4 protein-coding genes are annotated in these 2,796 nt (G+C 46.0%); all 4 read left to right on the top strand.

The annotated features are described in order from the left end of the window. A partial coding sequence (locus GY683_RS08970; RefSeq protein ID WP_297288400.1) for a hypothetical protein occupies positions 1-315 on the top strand: 315 nt, incomplete at its 5' end. 75 nt (positions 316-390) lie between these two features. Further along, entirely contained in the window at positions 391-1,464 is a 1,074-nt protein-coding gene (locus tag GY683_RS08965) for a methyltransferase (protein ID WP_297288399.1), read from the top strand. A gap of 127 nt (positions 1,465-1,591) precedes the next feature. Continuing rightward, positions 1,592-2,317 carry a beta-ketoacyl synthase chain length factor gene (locus GY683_RS08960; RefSeq protein ID WP_297288398.1) on the top strand — a complete coding sequence of 242 codons (726 nt, stop codon included), beginning with the start codon at positions 1,592-1,594 and terminating at the stop codon, positions 2,315-2,317. Between the two features lie 152 nt (positions 2,318-2,469). Beyond that, the gene (locus tag GY683_RS08955; protein WP_188475148.1) at positions 2,470-2,727 is read left to right on the top strand and encodes a phosphopantetheine-binding protein; all 258 of its coding nucleotides are present in this window, start codon (positions 2,470-2,472) and stop codon (positions 2,725-2,727) included. The last annotated feature ends 69 nt before the right edge of the window (positions 2,728-2,796 follow it).

Here is a 2,796-nt window from a genome sequence, read left to right as displayed (position 1 = left end):
ATACTGACACCTCAAACGACAATCACCACACAGAATTCTACCGATCAGGTTAAGTCAGCAATTTTTGAGGCGGGTCTAAAGCGCGGTTGGATTATGACGCCTGCGGGTGCGGGTGTCATAAACGGCCGCATGGCTAGTCGTGGTTATAGTGTCAATATTCGCATTAACTATAGCGCCAGCGCCTACACGATTAACTATGTTAGCAGCACTAATCTCAGGGCTCGCAGAGGAAGTATCCATCGTAATTACAATCGATGGGTAAATAATCTGGATAATGATATTCAGTTACAGTTAGCGGCAAAAGCATTTAAATAAAAATAAGTCAGGATTAAGCCCAACTGATATTTGGCTTAACTTTTTATTAGAAATGACGATCAGGGATATCGACCCGTGACTGCACACTATAATTACGACAACGACAGCATGAGTGCTTTGGATGCAATTACTGAGGCGCAAAAAATTGCATTTGCTCCGATGTTATTTCAGGCTGCACTAAACTTGCGTGACTCTGGGATTTTAGCGTTGCTCGATAATTGCCGAGAGAAAGGCATTACGTTACAAGAGATAATTCTTGGTTGTGATCTGGATGATTATGCCGTTGGTGTTTTACTAGACATGGGAATGAGTGGTCACATTCTCTATCAAATTGATGGACGCTATTTCATGGGCAAAATTGGCCATTACTTGCTTCACGACACCATGACGCGCATCAATATGGATTTTACACAGGACGTCTGTTATCAGGGACTGTTCCACTTGAAAGAGTCCCTACAGCAGGGTAAACCTGCGGGGTTACAAGTCTTTGGTGCATGGCCGACGATCTATCCGGCATTAAGCCATTTACCTGAGCAGGCGAAACAAAGCTGGTTTGCCTTCGATCATTTTTACTCAGATGGGGCATTTAACGCTGCGTTACCGCACGTGTTTGGCCTCCAGCCAGCTAAAATTTATGATGTGGGCGGTAATACGGGCAAGTGGGCATTACGTTGCTGCCAGCACGATGAGCAGGTTGAAGTCACGATTATCGATCTCCCTCAGCAGATCGCCATCGCCCAAGAGAACATAGCTAGCCATGGATTATCTGAACGTATTTTCGTTCATGCTGCAGACATGCTTTCTGACGCCAAATTGCCCAATGATGCCGATATTTGGTGGATGAGCCAGTTTCTTGATTGTTTCTCTGAAGTTCAAATTATTGCCATCTTGCAGAGAATCGCGGCAGAAATGAAACCGGATGCGCGGATATGTATCATGGAGCTCTTCTGGGATTGTCAGGCTTACGAAGCCGGCGCTTTTAGCCTAAATGCGTCATCTCTCTATTTTACCTGTATGGCAAATGGCAACAGTCGATTTTACAGTGCGGAAAATTTCCTGAGTTATTTGCATAAATCTGGTTTTTACGTTGAGAAACAAATAAGTAACCTTGGGCTTGGACATACCTTGCTGATTTGTAAAAAACGCTGATGCATTTTTGATGCAGGCCGCAGAATGGCGGTAAACCAGGGAATATGGTAGATAATGGGCGAATATTTTCGTTAACGATATTTAACCCTGATTTTTGCTCATTTCTCCGCCAAGAGAGCACCCATTAATGAAGTTGACACTGAACATAACTGACTGGCAGGCCATGGCACCGGGTCTCGCGGATCGTGATGCGTGGCTCTTATGGGCTGAACAGCATCCTGCACGCGTGGATCATACCCAGGCGTTGGCGAAATGCAGCCAATTACCGATGATGACGGCCCGTCGTTTAAGTTCTGGTAGTCGTTTAGCGGTTGAGTGTGGGCTGGCTATTTTACGCCGCCAGCCCGTTGATGCCATCGTGTATACCAGCCGTCACGGCGAACTTGAGCGCAACTATCGCATTTTGGTCGCGCTGGCAACGGAGCAGAGTTTATCGCCTACGGATTTTGCTATGTCGGTGCACAATTCAGCGGTGGGGAATCTGACGATTGCAGCCAAACAACCGTTAGTCTCTTCTTCCGTTTCGGCCGGCGTTGACACCTTTCAACAAGGGTTATGTGAAGTTTTAGCGATGCATCAGGCGGGTTATTCTCGTGTGTTGATGGTGGATTTTGATGGCCTGATCCCTGAGTTCTATCATGAGATCATACCCCCCGCGATGCCGAGATATCCTTTTGCGATGGCATTGCTGATCGAGCCCGGCCACGCACTACGTTGTGAAACCGTTCCGCTCCTTCAGCCTGAATCCGAACCCGATTTACCTCAGAGCCTGCAATTTTTGCATCACTGGCTGGGTAACAAAACGTCATTTACGGTTACCGGTGAACGCTTTGGTTGGCAATGGAATCGGTAACCTCTGTGATAGCCGCTAAGTGTATATAGCCAATAAAAATTTTATGACTGTCGATGTGGATTGGCGAGCATTCGCCGCCCGCCAATGCCATCGGTCATTAGCCCTGATTTTTACGCCTGATAAAGGCAACATACTTTTGGATGTAGCAAACGATGCAAGAACTCTCTCTTGAAATAAAAAGACTCATTATTGACACCTTAAACCTGGAAGATATTACGCCTGATGACATAGAGACTGATGGTGCGCTGTTTGGCGATGGGCTGGGATTAGATTCTATTGATGCGCTGGAATTGGGTTTAGCCGTTAAAAACCGTTATGGCGTGGTGCTCTCTGCGGAAAATGAAGAGGTGCGTCAGCATTTCTATTCTGTGGCGACCTTAACGTCCTTTATTCAATCTCAACGTGCTTAATAGTTAGGTGACAATCAATGGAAAAACAAGATATCTATCAAGAAGTTTCTGGCCTTTTGGTTAAGCTTT

This window comes from Moraxella sp. (assembly GCF_024227015.1).
In the GTDB taxonomy this organism is placed as follows: domain Bacteria; phylum Pseudomonadota; class Gammaproteobacteria; order Pseudomonadales; family Moraxellaceae; genus Moraxella.
The sequence above is the reverse complement of the archived record's forward strand: the minus strand, read 5'-3'. Positions and strand labels throughout refer to the sequence as shown.